The sequence below is a fragment of the Pseudomonas extremorientalis genome (assembly GCF_001870465.1).
GTDB classification, from domain to species: domain Bacteria; phylum Pseudomonadota; class Gammaproteobacteria; order Pseudomonadales; family Pseudomonadaceae; genus Aquipseudomonas; species Aquipseudomonas extremorientalis.
This window is the reverse complement of sequence record NZ_MDGK01000024.1, coordinates 1-14370: the sequence shown is the minus strand read 5'-3', so window position 1 is coordinate 14370 and position 14370 is coordinate 1. Positions and strand designations below refer to the sequence as shown.

Annotated in this window: 15 protein-coding genes; 2 read left to right on the top strand and 13 right to left on the bottom strand. The window is 64.6% G+C overall.

Features of this window, described 5'->3' with window-relative positions:
- Positions 1 to 10: 10 nt before the first annotated feature.
- The 10 genes from BFN10_RS10490 to BFN10_RS10445 form a co-directional block, all read right to left on the bottom strand.
- Positions 11 to 949, bottom strand: a complete 939-nt coding sequence (locus tag BFN10_RS10490) for a metal ABC transporter solute-binding protein, Zn/Mn family (protein WP_231999490.1) — start codon at positions 947 to 949, stop codon at positions 11 to 13.
- Complete coding sequence (locus tag BFN10_RS10485) at positions 946 to 1851, bottom strand: metal ABC transporter permease (RefSeq protein WP_071489625.1); 906 nt, start codon at positions 1849 to 1851, stop codon at positions 946 to 948. The genes BFN10_RS10490 and BFN10_RS10485 overlap by 4 nt, the downstream gene beginning before the upstream one ends.
- Positions 1848 to 2516, bottom strand: a complete 669-nt coding sequence (locus tag BFN10_RS10480) for a metal ABC transporter ATP-binding protein (RefSeq protein ID WP_071489624.1) — start codon at positions 2514 to 2516, stop codon at positions 1848 to 1850. The genes BFN10_RS10485 and BFN10_RS10480 overlap by 4 nt, the downstream gene beginning before the upstream one ends.
- Positions 2516 to 3463, bottom strand: a complete 948-nt coding sequence (locus BFN10_RS10475; RefSeq protein ID WP_071489623.1) for a metal ABC transporter solute-binding protein, Zn/Mn family — start codon at positions 3461 to 3463, stop codon at positions 2516 to 2518. The genes BFN10_RS10480 and BFN10_RS10475 overlap by 1 nt, the downstream gene beginning before the upstream one ends.
- Positions 3460 to 4161, bottom strand: a complete 702-nt coding sequence (locus tag BFN10_RS10470; protein WP_071489622.1) for a DUF6162 family protein — start codon at positions 4159 to 4161, stop codon at positions 3460 to 3462. Before BFN10_RS10470 ends, BFN10_RS10475 begins: the two co-directional genes overlap by 4 nt.
- A complete protein-coding gene (locus BFN10_RS10465) occupies positions 4161 to 4649 on the bottom strand; it encodes a DUF6644 family protein (RefSeq protein ID WP_071489621.1) in 489 nt (162 codons plus the stop codon). Before BFN10_RS10465 ends, BFN10_RS10470 begins: the two co-directional genes overlap by 1 nt.
- Positions 4650 to 4681: 32 nt before the next feature.
- Positions 4682 to 5158, bottom strand: coding sequence for a DUF6644 family protein (locus BFN10_RS10460; protein WP_071489620.1), 477 nt, complete (start codon positions 5156 to 5158; stop codon positions 4682 to 4684).
- 21 nt (positions 5159 to 5179) lie between these two features.
- Complete coding sequence (locus BFN10_RS10455; RefSeq protein WP_083351566.1) at positions 5180 to 6667, bottom strand: alpha/beta hydrolase domain-containing protein; 1488 nt, start codon at positions 6665 to 6667, stop codon at positions 5180 to 5182.
- A gap of 10 nt (positions 6668 to 6677) precedes the next feature.
- Positions 6678 to 7424, bottom strand: a complete 747-nt coding sequence (locus BFN10_RS10450) for a hypothetical protein (RefSeq protein WP_071489619.1) — start codon at positions 7422 to 7424, stop codon at positions 6678 to 6680.
- 61 nt (positions 7425 to 7485) lie between these two features.
- Positions 7486 to 7878, bottom strand: a complete 393-nt coding sequence (locus BFN10_RS10445; protein WP_071489618.1) for a DUF6152 family protein — start codon at positions 7876 to 7878, stop codon at positions 7486 to 7488.
- Between the two features lie 206 nt (positions 7879 to 8084).
- Between BFN10_RS10445 and BFN10_RS10440 the strand changes: the two genes are divergently transcribed.
- On the top strand, positions 8085 to 9422 hold the full coding sequence (locus BFN10_RS10440) for an alginate export family protein (RefSeq protein ID WP_071489617.1): 1338 nt from the start codon (positions 8085 to 8087) through the stop codon (positions 9420 to 9422).
- 41 nt (positions 9423 to 9463) lie between these two features.
- Here the strand turns inward: BFN10_RS10440 and BFN10_RS10435 are convergent, their stop codons facing one another.
- From BFN10_RS10435 to BFN10_RS10425, 3 genes are all read right to left on the bottom strand, one after another.
- Positions 9464 to 10027, bottom strand: a complete 564-nt coding sequence (locus BFN10_RS10435) for a cytochrome b (RefSeq protein ID WP_071489616.1) — start codon at positions 10025 to 10027, stop codon at positions 9464 to 9466.
- 85 nt (positions 10028 to 10112) lie between these two features.
- Positions 10113 to 11567 carry an aldehyde dehydrogenase family protein gene (locus tag BFN10_RS10430; RefSeq protein ID WP_071489741.1) on the bottom strand — a complete coding sequence of 485 codons (1455 nt, stop codon included), beginning with the start codon at positions 11565 to 11567 and terminating at the stop codon, positions 10113 to 10115.
- A 15-nt stretch (positions 11568 to 11582) separates the two neighbouring features.
- Entirely contained in the window at positions 11583 to 12959 is a 1377-nt protein-coding gene (locus tag BFN10_RS10425; RefSeq protein WP_071489615.1) for an aspartate aminotransferase family protein, read from the bottom strand.
- A gap of 205 nt (positions 12960 to 13164) precedes the next feature.
- Between BFN10_RS10425 and BFN10_RS10420 the strand changes: the two genes are divergently transcribed.
- Positions 13165 to 14139: a helix-turn-helix domain-containing protein gene (locus BFN10_RS10420; RefSeq protein ID WP_071489614.1), complete on the top strand. Its 975-nt coding sequence runs from the start codon at positions 13165 to 13167 to the stop codon at positions 14137 to 14139.
- Positions 14140 to 14370: the final 231 nt, after the last annotated feature.

Below are 14370 nucleotides of genomic sequence, written 5' to 3'. Positions count from 1 at the left end.
CGCTCCACAGTCAAGGGTGTTGCAGGGGGGCGAAGGCCGCCAGCAAGGCGTCCAGGTTCGAACTCAGCAGGGCCTCGTAGCCGTTGCTTGCATCGGCGCCGGTGTCCAGGAGCACCAGGCGTGCGCCACCGTCTTCGATGGCCTTGGCGATCCTGGCGTCCGGCGCCCACTTGTGCACGACGACGCGAATGTCACGCTCGCGCAGGTAGCGGGTCAGCGCAGCACAGTCAGCGTCGCTCCAATCGATGTCCTGCCGTACGAACCAGCCGTCGACATAAATGCCGAACTCGCCGAACAGGTAGATGAATTCGTCGGCCAACGACAGCACGCGCAGGTCCGGCACCGCCAGCAGCCGGGCGCCGTAGTTGGCCTTCAGTCGGCGCAAGCGGCTGTCGAGTGCGGTGAGGTTGCGCTCTATGCGTGGCGCGTCGACGGGAGACAAGCGTTCCAGGTCGGCCGCGATCAGCGCCGACATGCGCATGGCGTTGACGGGGCCGAGCCAGGCATAGGGTGACAGGCCGTCGTCGGCCACTTGCGCGCCCGCCCAGGGCACGTCGTTTGGCGGCACGCGGGCCACGGCCACGCCGGGCTTGATGGCGTCCCAGGAATGTGACGCGTCGATCTCGACGATCCGCAGGTTGTGGCGACGGGCCGCGGCATACAAAGGATCGGCACGCCACAGGCTGCTCAAGGTGACCACCGCCGTCGCCTGCTCGAACACACTGGCGTCCAGGCGTGACAGCGCATTGGCCTGGCTTTGCAGGGACACCGCCGCATCGGGCGGCACACGCACCACCTCAAGGCGAGTGCCGTCGCCGAGTGCCGAGGTGAGTGCATACAGCGCCGGCAACGCCACCAGCACCTGGTCCGCCTGGGCCAGCAACGGGCTGCCCAGCAGTACCGCCAACAGCGCCAGTCTTGGGCGGCACGTAGCATTCAGCCATTTCATACGCTGGCCCCTCTGAACCGGGCCGTGGTCGCCCGAATGACGGTGGTGACGACGAACACCAGTGCCGCAACGATCACGATGGCGCCGCCCGTGGGCACGGGAATGTGGAACTGCATCGGCGCCAGGATGCCGACCACGCAGGAAAACATCGCGATCAACACGGCGCGGGTTACCAGTGCCGGCAGTGAATGGCTGATGTTGCGGGCCGCCGCTGCCGGTATCAGCAACAGCGCTTCGACGAGCACGGCGCCGATGATTTTCAGGCAGGCCACTGTGACCAGGGTGACCAGCACCACGAACAGGTAGTCGACGCTGCGCACCCGCACGCCGCGCGCATGGGCCAGGCTTGGGTTGAGGCTGGCCAGCAGCATGCCGTTGTACAGCGGCAGCCCGATCAGCGCGCAGATCGCGGTGACTACCAGCAACACGTTCATGTCGGTGTGGTCCACCGCCAGGATGGAGCCGAACAGCACGCTCTCCATCACATGGGTGTTGATCTTCGCCGACACGAACAGCAGCAGCGAGGCGCCCATTGCCAGCGAGATCGACAGGAACACGCCGATCAGCGTGTCATTGGCCAGCGTGGTGCGATGCTGGGTGTACTTGAGCGTCAGGGCGAACAGCAGGCAGAAGCCGAACATCGAAAAGTAAGGCGAGGTGTAGGACTCGCCGATCAGCACGCCAATGGCCACGCCGGTCATCGCTGCGTTGCCCACCGATTGGCTGAAGAACGCCATGCGCTTGATCATTACCATCGAGCCGAGCACGCCCAGCAGCGGCCCGATCAGCACCGCGCAGAGCAATGCGTTGATCACGAACTCGTACTCGAAGGGTTGCGGCAGCACGCCCGTCGCAGCGAGCGCCTGGAGGTGCTCGCGAATGAAGTCGTACAGCGCGTTCATCGCACGTTCTCCCATTGGGCGGGGCTGCCATGGAACGACACCCGTTGATTGATCACCGTGACCGATTGCGCAACGCGCCTCACTTGTTCCAGGTCGTGGTTGATCCACAGGATGGTGACGCCTCGGTCGTGCAGTTCGGCGACCAACGCCTCCACCAGGCGCACGCCGGGTTCATCGATGCCGGCGGTCGGCTCGTCGAGGATCAACAGCCAAGGCACCGGGCTGATCGCCTGGGCCAGCAACACACGCTGGCGCTGGCCTCCGGACAGACTGCCGAAGGGTTTCGCGCCCATCGCCGCCACGCCGGTACGCGCGAGTGCCGCAGCCCTGAGTGCCTTGGCTGCGCGGCTGGAACCCAGGAAGGCCGGTCGGCGTTGGCCGAGCAAGGCCATCACGTCGTTGACGGTCATCGGCACATTGCGGTCGAAGTCCAGCAACTGCGGGACATAGCCCAGTGGCGTGGTGATCTCGCCCTCCAGCCGTACCGACCCCGAATGCGGCATCTGGCCCAGCAGTGTGCGCACCAGTGAAGTCTTGCCGCCGCCGTTGGGGCCGACCAGGCAATGCAGGGCGCCTGCCTCGACCCGGAAACTCACGGCATCGAGCACCCGGGTGCCGGCCAGTTGCAGGGACACGTTGTCAAACACGATGGCAGGTCCACGCATCACGGGGTGCTCCTGGCTGGCTGGGTGAACTCAATGGCCTGGGCCAGGGTTTCGAGGTTCTCGGCCATGGCCACCTCGAACTCGTCCGCGCTATAGGCGTTGCCGGTGATGTGCGACAGCGCGAAGACCTTCACGCCGGTGGCGGCTTCGATCGGTTTGGCCAGGTCGAGGGAGAAGTTCTTCTCGGCAAACAGTACGCGCACGTTGGCGCGCTTGATGGCCTCGATGGTGTTGGCCAACTGGCGTGCCGTCGGGGCCACGCCATGGCGTGGTTCAATCACCGCGCTGACGAACAGGCCGAACTCCTGCATCAGGTAGTCGTAGCCGGCATGGGTGGTCGCGCAGCGGAACGCCGACAGGTCCAGCGCGGCGAAGCGGGTCATGAAGCGCGCGCGCAACTCGCGGATCCGCGCGGCATACGCGAGGGCGTTGTGGCGGTACGTCGCTGCGTTGTCCGGGTCCAGTTCGCCCAGCCGGCGGGCGATCTCGAACACCTGCTGGATCGCCGCGGTGGTGGACACGAACGTGTGTGGGTTGACCACCTTGACCCCGCTCTGGTCGCCCGCGATGGGAATCAGGGCCACCGATGCATTGGCCTGGATGATCGGCAACGTCGCCGTGCGCCCGGCGGCCTTTACGATCTGGAAAGCCCATTCATCGTGGCCGATGCCGTTGACCACCAGCACATCCAGGTTCATCGCCCGGGTGATGTCGTCGGGTTGCGGCTGGTAGTTGTGCGGGTTCGCCTCGGGCGGGATCAGCGCAATGACCTGCGCCCGGTCACCGACGATGTTCGCCACGAAACTGTAGTAGGGGTGGAGCGTGACGCCGATCCTGAGCGGTTTGCCCGAGGCGGTCGCGGTGCCTGCGAGTGCAACCACAGGCATCAGCATCAACAGCGCAAGGCATCTGCGCCACCGTGACGGGCGTTGGGTAGCGGTAGTCATGGCTGGGTTCCTTTGACACGTTCGACTTCGCTGGTGCCGTCGTATGGAATGACCTGGCGCCAGCCATCGCCGACCAGCGACTCGGGCTTGACGATGCCAGGGTAGGGCGCGTTCGGGTCGGGATGGACCCAGATCGTCGCCTGGTTGGCCCACATCACACCGGCGTGGGCGTGACCGATGACCAGCAGGTAGGCGCTCTGGCCCGTGGCGCGGCCGCCAGCGCCGTAGTACACCGTGGCACCCTGGCCCTGGGTGGCTTGCGACACCTGGTTGGCGCTCGGGTCCGCCGGTGCATGGGCGTCGCCGGAAAGCCCGTGGGCCTGGTGGGTACCCGGCAAAATCAACTGCCATTGCACCTCGCCATGGGTCTTCCAGAAACCATCGCGGTAGAAGGGCGGCAACAGCAGCTTTTGCGCATGCTCCAAGGTGATCCAGCCGCCAGTGTCGTTGTTGAACCAGATGATTTCCTCGCCGGCCGGCAACAGCGCGCTATGGATCGCCTGGTCGACTGCGCCCAGACCGTCGAAGGAGCGCACCTGCCAGCTCAAGGGGATGGGCGGGCCGGCTTTCTGCGGGCGCAGGGCCACATAGCCGGCCACGCCGGCGATCACGGCCAGGGTCGCCAGCAGCAGTGCCAGCGACTCCCAGCGCCCGGAGCGCGGGCGCACCACCGTGATTGCATCGCTCAGGCTGGCCATCAGAGAAACGCAATCCAGCGGCCGAGGAAAATCACCCCTGCCCACAGCGCCAGTGAACTGAAACCCGCCACGCGTGCCTGGCTGGGCGGCGGTAGCGTGGTGTCCCATTCGCCGATGCGGCGAAAGGCGCCCAGGTGGAACACCCCCATGTTCAGCCCGGCCAGCACCAGCAGGCCCATCTTCCACAGGAACGCGGTGTTCTGCACATAGGTCGTGCCATTGGCGCAGAACATCAGCAGGCCGGTCATCACGCACACCACGAACGCGACCCAGGTGTAGGGCAGCAGATCCTGGATCAGCTTCAGCGCACTGCGCCGATGGGAGGCCACGCCCAGCAGGCGCAGGTCCACCACGGCGATGGTGCCGTAGACGATGGCGATGCCGATCACATGCACCGATTCAAGCAATGGGAAGACCGAGCCCGACTCACGGATGAACGCGGCGACGGGAGTGTCCTGGAGGGTTTGCAGCAGCGGTTGGATGTCCATGGCGAGTACCTCAAGGCTTGGGTTGAAAACGCTTAGATCGTGTAGGCGATCCAGCGACCGCAAATGATCACCGCGCACCACAGGCCGATCGACAGCCAGGCCAGTGCCTTGATGGGGCGCTTTTCGCGCTCATCGGGGGCTCGCAGCAGTGGGCGCCGCAGGAGTAACGTCAGGGTGAACGCCGTCACCACCAGGACCATCTTCAGCCAGAACGTGGTGTTGACGAGTACCCGGTCGGGCTCGGCGATGATCATGATCAGCCCGGTGAAGAGCAGGACCATGAGGGCGTTGCGCATCCACGGGTAGTAGCGGCGCACCACACCCCGCAAGGGCTCGTCCGTGGCGAGCACCCCGGCCAGGCGCAGGTCGCTGACCAGCGCCGAGCCGAACAGCACGGTGATGGCGATGATATGAATGCTCTGGACCGTGGGGATGACCCAGAGGACGTCACGGATGGCGGTGCTCAAGGGCGTCGCATAGAGCCAGGCAATGATGAGTGACGATGACATCGGCGTACCTTCCTCGTGGGGTTAGAAGTCTTGGGGCGTGGCGATCGGGCGCAGGCCCGCCGCATCGTCTGGAAGCAGGTAGCCTTCCTTGACCGACTGGGCCTTGGCCTCTTCGAATTTCTGGGCGTAGCGGTTGAAGTTTCCATAGCGCCGGCCAAGCACGTCCTTCGCATAAGGCACCTTGGTGTCGTAGATCAGCCCGCAGCCGGTCTCCTGGTCGGTGAGGTAAGTCGCGCTGGGCACCTGCACCCACGGCGGGCGCACGCCGCCCAGCAGGTTGCCGGTGGAGGGCGCGCGCGCAGCGGCTTTGCCGTCACGCACCACCCGGGACGCACGGGGCATGGGGGTGCCCTCGCGCACCCATTGATCCATGCGCTCGAGCAGCGCCGACACCACCAGTTCCACCGGTTCGTCGTACAGCGTCTGGCAACGTGGGTCGTCGCCCTTGCCGACATCGGCGGCGAACCGTTCGGTATGCTGCGTGCCGAGGTCGGCCAGGCGCAGGTGGGGCATGCCGGTGACTTCGTAGTAGCGCACCTGCGGGCTGTCGGTGTCCGGCGGCAGGGGGATGCCTTCGAGCACGTCATGCATCAGTTCGGACTGGCTGTAGACGGTCACGAACGGCACGCCCTCGGGCATCCGGCGTGGCAGCCGGATCACGTCGCCACCGACTTCGCCATAGGCCATGCGGCCGGTCATGTAGGCATCGATCAGTGGTGTGTCGTCGGGCATGCGCCATTGCTGGTGGCGGCCCTGGTCGAGGTAGTCCATCCAGACCTGGGCGGTCACCGCCCAGCTGTTCACATACACGCGCTGTACGGCGAAGCCGGCCAGTGGACCTTGTGTCGCCGGGGTCTTGAGCAGCAACGCGAGTTGCGCGCCGATGCCCTGGGATTGCGGCACGAACGGGTCGGGCGCGTTGCCCCGGGTGAAACGTTGCGGGTCGTAATAGGTACCCAGCGGCGCGTACCGTGCGAAGTCGAAGCGGCGCATGAACTCGAAGTTCACGATCCGCCCGTACTGGGTAATCCCATCGGCCTCGGCCGCCGGGGTGTCCGCGATGAACTTCGGATCAACGGCCGGCTGGTTGAGGTTCAGGGTGTACCCGACAAACGCATAGCCGCGCCGCAGCAGGTAGTCACGGGTCAGGATCCAGCCGGCACCGCGCTCGCCGAACCAACTGAACGGCTCGATCACCACGGTGCCGTTGAACCGCGCCGGGTCCATTGGCTTACGCACCAGGATGCGCGTGGTGTAAGGCGCCTCCAGCAGGGTTTGACCCGCGGCGGTAATGGCCGGGGCGACGCCTTGCAGGTAAAACTCTTCCTCGGTGTAGCCGTACCTGTCGAGGTCGCTGTATTCGGTGCCGGGACGCCTGGCCGACGACAGCGGCAACTGGCCCGACGGCGGGATGGCAATCGCCGTGGGCATGCGTGGCACTTCTGCCCACGCGTTTGCCGTGAGGGCCAGCGATAGCAGCATGCCGCCGAGGATTATCGAGCGTTCCATGCGGTCAACCTCACTCAAGGCTGAGGGACGCCTTGCCCTCGCTGTCGATCACGATCTGGTTGTTTTCGCAGACGTACTCCTGGATGGCGTAGCTGGAGCGTTTGTACTCGAAGGTGAAGCGATAGGGCGTGGCAAGCACCTGCGGGTCTTCGATCAGCACCTGGTCTTCCAGGCGGTCCGGCCCGCGCAGGCGTATGCGTTCGGTGATCTTCATGTCCGGGCCATGGGGCACGTCATAGAACCGCACATCCGTACGCACCCGCTGGGTCTCCACCACCAGGGTGTCGCCTTCCCAGTGCCCACGGGAATGGCCCTGGTAGAGCGGGTCGAGCTTTTCCTTGGGCGGCATGGCCTGGTTCAAGCGGATGCGGCGGACCTGTTGCAGGTACTCGCCGAGCACTATCACGTCCTGGTCGTCGTGGATGATCTGGATCGGGAACAGCGCCGCCATCAGTGTCGGCATGCCCTCGGGCAGGCACCGTGAGCTGGTGGTGGCCAGCGGCGTCCCGGCTTCGTTGGCCGCCGCCTGTTTCTTCTTGAGTGCGGCGTATTCGGCGGCGTAGGGCGCCTTGAGGTCCATCGGCCCGCCCGGGTGCACAGGGTCGTCCGGGTTCTCGCCGAACCAGTCGTCCGGGGTTCTTTCCCAGGTGCCGCTGATGTCGGGGCGGTGTTTATTCGGTGTTGTCGCGGCGTTGCCGATGCCGGCGCAGGTCACGAGGACCACGGCCAGGGCGAGCAAGGTTCGTGTCGGTTTCATGGGGTGTCTCCACGCGGCGGATCGATGCAGTTCGGATGTCGTGGCGCAGGGCAGGGGCGATCTATCCGCCGCCCGAGAGCACCACGTCGCCGATCTTGATCTCGACAAGGAGCCCGCCGGGTTCACCGTTTTTCAGGGGCTTGAAGGACACCTCGGCGATGTCGCCGGCCTTGATCGAGTCCGCGCTCCAGCCGGTGCGTTGCAAGGCGTTGACGCTGCCGGTCTCGATCTTGTAGCGCTGGGGCGGCGGCCCGTCGGCATCGAGGTAAAGGGTGATGTGGGGGTTGGTCCAGGCGAAGCGCTCCACCACGCCCTTGACCGTGACCGTGCGGGTCTGGTCGAACAAGGCGAACGAATGGTGGGCGGTGGCGACCGACGACAGCACGCTGCAGGCAGTGAGAGTCAGCAGACACAGCGCCTGACGGAACAGCGGGGAGGGGGATGAAACGCTCATGACGGGTGCCTCGGTTTTTTTATGGTTCTTATGGGCCCAGCATAGGGGGATGGCGTTCTCGGGCCGTAGCCCAAAACGGCAACCAATGAGGGAGGAGGGGGGAATGTTTTGAGCAGCCCCGCACATGCTGATTTGGGTTAACGCCTGCACGCCGCAATCGGAACACTCGTGTCTCGCCTCATAAATATAAAAACAGGAGAGACGTCATGCGCCCCCCCCCCTATGCCCCCCTGCTTTCGCTGGTTGCACTCTGTGCCTTCGAGCCGCAGGCCCACGCCTACACGCTCTATAACGAAGACGACGGCGGCACGCTGTTGAACGCGGAACTGGGCGCCGGCTTTGGCTGGTTCGGCAGCACCCGCAACTACCTCGGCGACCCGCAGAAGGCGCCCGGCAGCATGCGTTGGCAGGAAGGCTATGCCAAATATGGCCTCAACGGCTCGACGGACAAGCTCATCGCCGGGTCGGTCTACGGCGGGTTCAGCCTGCTCAGCTCCGGCACCTGGGGCGATGGCGACACCGGTGCGATCACTGCCGGCAACGAGCGCCGCACCGCGGTGGAAGATGCCTTCCTGGGCTGGCGCTCAGGTGACCTGGTGCCCGCCCTGGGCCAGGACGGCGTCGACTTTTCCTTCGGCCGCCAGCTGGTGACGGTGGACGGTTTCCTGATCACCGACGATGGCTTCAACCCCGGCAATGCCTTCAGCCCCATCGAGGGTGTGCGTGACGGGCGCTTCAACCGTGGCGGCGCGTTCTACCTGGGCCAGCGCCTGGCGTTCGGCAACACGGCGGTGCTCAAGCTGGGTGGCAAGGATGGCCTTCACGGCAGCCTGATCTGGCTGAAATCGGATAACCCCGGACAGTCCAAGACCGAAGTGGCGGCGGCCACGGTTGACTACACCACACCCCTCGGCTCCATCGGCTCTACCTACGTTCGCGGCCTGGATGTGGAGGAGCGCTACGCCTTCGGTGATCGGCTCGAGCGCAAGGGCATGAACATCTACAGCCTGCGCGGGCAGGGCAATGCCGGGATCGAGAGTGCCGACTTTGCCTTCGAAGTGGCGCGCCAGGAAAAACGTTCCGGCTCGCAGCGGGCGATGTTCTTCGACGCGGGCTATACCTTCGCCGACGTCAAATGGCAGCCGACCGTGAGTTATCGCTATTCGCGTTATTCCGAAGGCTGGGATTTCCTGTTCCAGGGTGGCTTCCGCAAACGCTACCAAGGTGAGATAGCGACGAATTACGCCGGTTCCGTGACCTCGAACATGCGGATCAACGATGTGCTGCTCTCCGTCCGGCCCACCGATACATTGACCCTCAATGCGATGGCCTTCGATTACCACCAGCTTTCCCGCAAGCAGGAGCGGGATTTCAGCGCCCGCGAGGTCGACCTGTTCCTGGACTGGATGGTGACGGATAACATCACGCTGTCACCGCTGATCGGCTTCTACAAACCCGAGAAGTGGTTGGGCAATGGCGGTCTGCAAAGTGGCAGTGCGTCGACCAACACCTACATGCAGTTCATTGTCTGGGTGACGTTCTAGAAGGGAAGGGCGTCGGCGCCTGGCGCCGACGCCTGGTTGTTTCAGAGCATGCGGCGCAGCACGTTGTTGCGCGGGTCTTTGTCGTAGAAGCGGTGCTTGAGCGCCCCTGCGATGTGCAACACGATCAGCACCAGCAGGGTATAGGCGAGTGTTTTGTGCAGCCATTGGAACACCACGAACCAGTCGTCATTCTTCGGCAACAACTCGGGCAGGTTGACCCCGAAAAAGAACACACCGTCGCTCATGGTGAAGGTGCTCGACATGGAGTAGCCCATCAGCGGCACGATCACCAACAGCGCATACATCGCACGTTGGGTCAGTCGGGATAACACCTGTTCGTAGCGTTCCAGGGTTTGCAGCGGTTGCGGAATATTCGGAGTGCGCGAGCGCACGGCGATCTGTGTCAACACCAGCAGGAACGCCAGCACCCCAAAGGATTTGTGCCAGGGGTAATAGAGCTCGAATTTGCTCGCCACTTCATCATTCATACCGGTCATGTGCCAGCCGGCCCACAGCAGGCCGACGACGAGCACAGCGCGCACCCAGTGCAGCAGGCGCAGGGATGTTGGATAACGATCGATTATGGTTGGGTTTTCTGGGTTCATCACGGTCTCTCCAACGATCATCAAAAATGCACCGTTGAGTGAGCCACCCTGGCGATATCGAGGGTGGCTCGCTCAGTGCGCTGGCTCAGCCGGGCATCAGTACGGTGATCACCTTCTCTTCGGTGTAGGCCAGCGCGCCACTGAAGCCGCCTTCACGTCCGATTCCGCTGGTCTTGACGCCGCCCCAGGGCAGGTTGGCGTCCAGCGGGCTCCAGCAGTTGATGCCCACCGCGCCGGCTTTCACCGCTGCGGCGACACGGTGCGCACGCACCAGGTCGGTGGTCCACACCGTGGCGGCGAGGCCATAGGTGGAGTCGTTGGCCAGCGCGATGGCCTCGTCTTCCGTGTCGAAGGGGATCAGCGTGCCCACCGGGCCGAAGATCTCGTCCTGGGCAATCGCCATGTCGTTGCGGGCGTTGGCGAAGATCGTCGGGCGCACGAACCAGCCGCGTGCAGGGGTGGACACGCCGCCGGCCAGCAGCGTAGCGCCCTGGTCGATGCCCAGCTGGATGTAGCGGTTGACGCGATCGAACTGCGCTTTCTTGGCCACTGGCCCCATCTGTACGCCGGGCTGGCGCGGGTCGCCCACGTTGACCGCCTGGGCCGCTTCGGCCAGCGCCGCGCCGAAGCGCTCGGCGAAGCTGCGCTGGACGAGGATGCGCGAACCGGCCGCACACACCTGGCCCTGGTTGGCGAACAGGCCAAGGGCACAACCGCGCAAGGCGTCATCGAAGGAGGCGTCGTCGAAGACAATCTGCGGGCTCTTGCCGCCCAGTTCCAGGGCCACGCGCTTGAACAGCACGCCGGCAGTGCGCTGGATCTCGCGGCCGGCCTCGGGGCTGCCGGTGAAACTGATCTTGGCGACGTGTGGGTGTTCGCACAGGGCGCGGCCCACTTCGGCGCCGTAGCCTGTGACCACGTTGATCACACCGTCCGGGAAACCCGCTTCCTGCGCCAGCGCCGCCAGGTGCAGGGCCGACTGCGGGGTCTCTTCCGATGGCTTGACCACCACGGTGCAGCCTGCCGCCAGCAACGCGGCGAGCTTCCAGACCGTGATCATCAATGGCGAGTTCCACGGCACGATAGCGCCGACCACCCCCACCGGCTCACGTACGGTGTACGAGAGGGTGCGGGTGCCGAAGTAGCCGCCGGTGGGGATGGTGCGTCCTTCGAGCTGGTTGGCCCAGCCGGCGGCGGCGCGCAGGTGGGCGATCGCATTGGGCAGGTCCATGCGGCGCGGCTCGATGGGGGAGCGGCCGATGGCGTTGGCGTCCAGGTCGGCGAGCCGTTCGCTGTCGCGCTCTACCAGATCCGCCAGTTTCGACAGCAGCCGGCCACGCTGGGCGCCGTCGAGTTGGCTCCAGGCGCCCCGTTCGAGTTGCTCGAGCGCAGCACCCACGGCGCGGTTGACGTCGTCGGCCGTGCCGCGTGCCGAACGGGCGTAGACCTGTTCCGTGACCGGATCGATAAGGTCGATGCGGCGTCCATCGGAGGCTTCAAGCGACGCGCCGGCGATGAAGTGATTCAAGTGTTCAGTCATGTTGCGCTCCATGAGTCATGCCTTGAGGGCGGCCAGGGCGTCGCCGAAGATGTCCAGTGCCTTGAAGAACAACGAACGGGAGATGGTCAGCGACGGCATCACGCGCATCACGTTGCTGTAGCGACCGCAGGGAATCATCAGCACGCCGTGGTTGAGCAGGTAGCCCATGAGCTGGCCGATCTTTTCACCCGCCAGGGGCGCCTTGGTGACTGGGTCTTCGACCAATTCGATACCGATCATCAAACCGCGCCCGCGCACTTCGCCGACCAGTGGGCTGTTGAAGCCGCGAATGTAGGCCTGGGCTTCCAGGCCCAGCGCATGGGCACGGTTGAGCAGGTCCAGTTCAGGGTCCTGCAGGATGCTGATGTTGGTCAGCGCCACGGCCGCCGACAGCGAGTTGGCGGCGAACGTGTTGGGCATCGAGCCATCGGGAATCTTTGCCGCCAGGTCCGAGCGCATGATCAGGCCGGCCATCGGCAGATCGCTGCCGATGCCTTTGCCGAAGGTGAGCATGTCCGGTTTCACGCCCGAGTGTTCCACCGCCCACATCTTGCCGGTGCGCCCGGCGCCGGATTGCACTTCATCGACGATCAGCAAGGTGCCGCTGCGGTCGCAGGCCTTGCGCAGCAGTTGCAGGAACTCCGGCGAAGGCGGCACGTAGCCGCCTTCGCCCTGTACCGGTTCCACGATCACTGCGGCCACATCATCGGCGGCGGTGTAGGGCGTGTTCAGCAGGTAGTCCACGTAGTCGCCGGCGATCTGCTCGGCGCTCTTGTGGGTGGTGTCGAACGGGAAACGGTAGGCATACGGGTAGGGCGCGTGAATCACACCGCCCATCTGCGCGCCGTAGCCTTTGCGGTAGGCAGTGCCGGTGGTCAGCGCGCCCGACGCGTTCCACACGCCGTGGTAGCCGCCGTGGAAAGCAATGATCTGGTGCCGCCCGGTGATGCGCTTGGCGAACTTGATCGCGGCTTCCAGTGCATCGCTGCCGCTTTGGGTGAAAAAGGTGATGCAGTCACCACGCAAGCCGTCGGGCGCGATCTCGGACATCTTGGCGGCCAGCTCGGTGCGCCGGGTGCTGTTGATTTCCAGTGCATGCATCAGCACTTCGGACTGTTCGCGGATGGCCTGCACCACTTTGGGGTGGCAACGGCCCACGCTGCTGACGCCGACGCCAGCGGACAGGTCAATGTAGGTATTGCCGTCCGGGTCCTTGAAGGTTGCGCCGAACGCACGGTCCATGGCCACCGGCATGCGCCCGCCGCCACGGGCCATCGACTCGGTGCGCGCCGACAACGCCAGGGCTTCGCTGGCCTTGGGGCCGGGCAGGGCGCTGGAGAGGATGCGCGGGGCATCCGCGAAGTGCAGGGATTCTAGTGTGGCTTCACTCATGACGGTCTCTCTGACAGGTCGATTTACGTGTGCCGATCATCTCCGGTGCGCGTTCCTGACCGGTATCCCGAATCGGCACCTATACACGTGCCTGCTCCAGCCCGCCGGCTATCCCACAAACGATTTGCAGGACGTGTGCTATGTGCGACTATCGAGCGCAGCGGCGATCAAAAAACAAGAATTTCTGGCAGAGGCTTGCGACTCCATGAAAAATCAGACGATCAGCCATTTTCGCGATATCCATGTGCATGCAGCCACCGTCCAGCAGTGGAGCCAGGACTACAGCCAACTGACCGCCGGCTCCGCCGAAAGCACACTGATGCAGCTGACGACCGCCGGCTGCCACTTGTTCCTCGAACAGATCAACCAGCGTGTGGTGCAGAACGGCGTGGCCCCTCGGGGCAAGATGTGCTTCGCGGTGCCGATCAACGTGCCCGGTTCGATCCGCATGCAGGGGCGCGACGTGGACGACAGCAGCCTGTTCTTCCTGCACGGTGGCGAGGAGTTCATGTTCCACATGCCGATGGGCATGGAGCTGCTGTCCATCACCTTCGAGCGTGAGCTGTTCGAGCAGGCGCTGGAGCAGACCGCGTCGGCGAAGGAACTCAACCTGCTGCTGCGCCAGCCGGTGATCAAGGTGTCGCCCCAGCGTTTCGCCCAGGCGCGCCGCCGATTGCTCGCGTTGTTCTCCCAGGCCCTGGCCGACGATGACCTCGACAGCACGCGCGATCGGGAGCGAGAGATGGTGCTGGAACAGGCGATGCTCGGTGAGCTGCTGCAACTGATGACCGATCCGGCCTGTGACAAGCAGCAGCGCAGCCCCAGCTCTACGCGCAGTTTCATTGTCGAGAAATGCCACCGCCTGACCACCACGGAAATGATCAACGTGCCCAGCGTGATCGAGTTGTGCCAGCGGCTCCAGGTGAGTCGGCGCACCGTGCAGAACAGCTTCCGTGCGGTGGCCGAAACCACGCCGCTGAACTACCTGCGCTCGGTGCGGCTCAACGGCGTGCGCCGGGCCTTGATGTCGACCCGTGCCTGCGACCTCTCCATCGGCGATGCCGCTGCCCAGTGGGGTTTTTACCACCTGAGCCATTTTGCCGCGGAGTACCAGGAACTGTTCGCCGAGCTGCCGTCCCAGACGGCACGCGCCGCCATCAGCGGTTTTGCGCGCGGCTGAACCTTCACCGATTTTGAACGACCTGAGAGCACCTTCGCTGCTTGCGCAAGGTGAGGACGTGCGTGACCGATTTGGGCTACCGCGACGTTCGTTGGCAGGCATAGGATCGATTCCAGCGTGCAACAACAACGATAAGCGACTCGGTGACGGTGAGCGGTTGACTGTGCCGATCCAACAGCGACTGCCTCATACAATAAGGTCAACAACATGAGCGTATCTCTCCCGGTCAAC

Excerpts from the sequence above, each read along its gene's own strand:
- BFN10_RS10435 (WP_071489616.1), bottom strand. The coding sequence starts at position 10,027 with ATGAACCCAGAAAACCCAACCATAATCGATCGTTATCCAACATCCCTG.
- BFN10_RS10490 (WP_231999490.1), bottom strand. The coding sequence starts at position 949 with ATGAAATGGCTGAATGCTACGTGCCGCCCAAGACTGGCGCTGTTGGCG.
- BFN10_RS10420 (WP_071489614.1), top strand. The coding sequence starts at position 13,165 with ATGAAAAATCAGACGATCAGCCATTTTCGCGATATCCATGTGCATGCA.
- BFN10_RS10470 (WP_071489622.1), bottom strand. The coding sequence starts at position 4,161 with ATGGCCAGCCTGAGCGATGCAATCACGGTGGTGCGCCCGCGCTCCGGG.
- BFN10_RS10485 (WP_071489625.1), bottom strand. The coding sequence starts at position 1,851 with ATGAACGCGCTGTACGACTTCATTCGCGAGCACCTCCAGGCGCTCGCT.
- BFN10_RS10465 (WP_071489621.1), bottom strand. The coding sequence starts at position 4,649 with ATGGACATCCAACCGCTGCTGCAAACCCTCCAGGACACTCCCGTCGCC.
- BFN10_RS10425 (WP_071489615.1), bottom strand. The coding sequence starts at position 12,959 with ATGAGTGAAGCCACACTAGAATCCCTGCACTTCGCGGATGCCCCGCGC.
- BFN10_RS10445 (WP_071489618.1), bottom strand. The coding sequence starts at position 7,878 with ATGAGCGTTTCATCCCCCTCCCCGCTGTTCCGTCAGGCGCTGTGTCTG.
- BFN10_RS10460 (WP_071489620.1), bottom strand. The coding sequence starts at position 5,158 with ATGTCATCGTCACTCATCATTGCCTGGCTCTATGCGACGCCCTTGAGC.
- BFN10_RS10475 (WP_071489623.1), bottom strand. The coding sequence starts at position 3,463 with ATGACTACCGCTACCCAACGCCCGTCACGGTGGCGCAGATGCCTTGCG.
- BFN10_RS10430 (WP_071489741.1), bottom strand. The coding sequence starts at position 11,567 with ATGACTGAACACTTGAATCACTTCATCGCCGGCGCGTCGCTTGAAGCC.
- BFN10_RS10440 (WP_071489617.1), top strand. The coding sequence starts at position 8,085 with ATGCGCCCCCCCCCCTATGCCCCCCTGCTTTCGCTGGTTGCACTCTGT.
- BFN10_RS10480 (WP_071489624.1), bottom strand. The coding sequence starts at position 2,516 with ATGCGTGGACCTGCCATCGTGTTTGACAACGTGTCCCTGCAACTGGCC.
- BFN10_RS10450 (WP_071489619.1), bottom strand. The coding sequence starts at position 7,424 with ATGAAACCGACACGAACCTTGCTCGCCCTGGCCGTGGTCCTCGTGACC.
- BFN10_RS10455 (WP_083351566.1), bottom strand. The coding sequence starts at position 6,667 with ATGGAACGCTCGATAATCCTCGGCGGCATGCTGCTATCGCTGGCCCTC.